Annotated in this window: 1 protein-coding gene; it reads right to left on the bottom strand. The window is 57.4% G+C overall.

What is annotated here, in order from left to right; genetic code table 11:
• On the bottom strand, positions 1-863 hold an 863-nt coding region (locus tag ACFODX_RS16080), incomplete at both ends, for a glycoside hydrolase family 6 protein (RefSeq protein ID WP_378121037.1).

The raw sequence follows: 863 nt of genomic DNA, 5'->3' as shown, positions 1-863 counted from the left end.
CCGGCAACCGGTGCATTAGGCATAGCGCCGGTAGTGGTGCCCGCGGCATTGGTGAAGGTTGGGTCACAGTTGCGGTCGAAACCTTTGGCTGGATCTTGTGGATCAAACGACAGCTCTTTAGACGCCGCACCGTCCGATTCACCCGGCGGTTTCACCCACACATAAGCGTCGATACCAGCAACTGGCGCCACTTGTGGCCGCTCGCCCACGCCACCGCGTTGGTTACACCAGTTGCCGCGATGGGCACGGCGGTCGATGCGCGATTGATCCACAAAGGTATCCAGCACACTGCTGGTTGATTGCGCGGTTGGACGGTTAGCGCCGCCCCAGCCATTGCGTGAGGTATCCACCAACATACCGATGTTGGATGGGAAGCCCGCAGCGATCATGGCGTTGCGCCAGGCAGTTACGAAGGAAACTTCGCTGAAGTGCGGGTTCCACTCATAGAACTTGGCTTGACGGGTTTGGGTGCCGCCGCCACTGCCCGGGAACGCACTGTTAGCCAATGAATCCAGGAAAGGTTCGTAGAGCGGGGTGTAACCCGAGGTGTTGGAAACAAAACCCGCCACCGAATTCACACCGCCGGTTGCGCCTTTGATCGCATCGCCAATCAGGGTAACGGCTTTACCGAAATTGTCCGTCCAGCCCAACCAGCCTGAGTGGCCGATATCCACATAGGAATAGACGTTGGTGATCGGGTAGAACTTGCTCAGGGTGTAACGGGTATTAGGCACATAACCATGGGTCGCATCCGCCGCTTGCTGACAGGCTGGAGTGCTCAGGTTAGTCACCAGGTTAGGCAGTGAATCCGGCTCGATGATCGCAATAATGCGCAATTCACGGTATTTCGGATCGGCAAAGAT

It is taken from the genome of Cellvibrio fontiphilus (assembly GCF_042646205.1).
GTDB lineage: Bacteria > Pseudomonadota > Gammaproteobacteria > Pseudomonadales > Cellvibrionaceae > Cellvibrio > Cellvibrio fontiphilus_A.
This window is presented reverse-complemented; position numbering and strand designations above follow the sequence as displayed.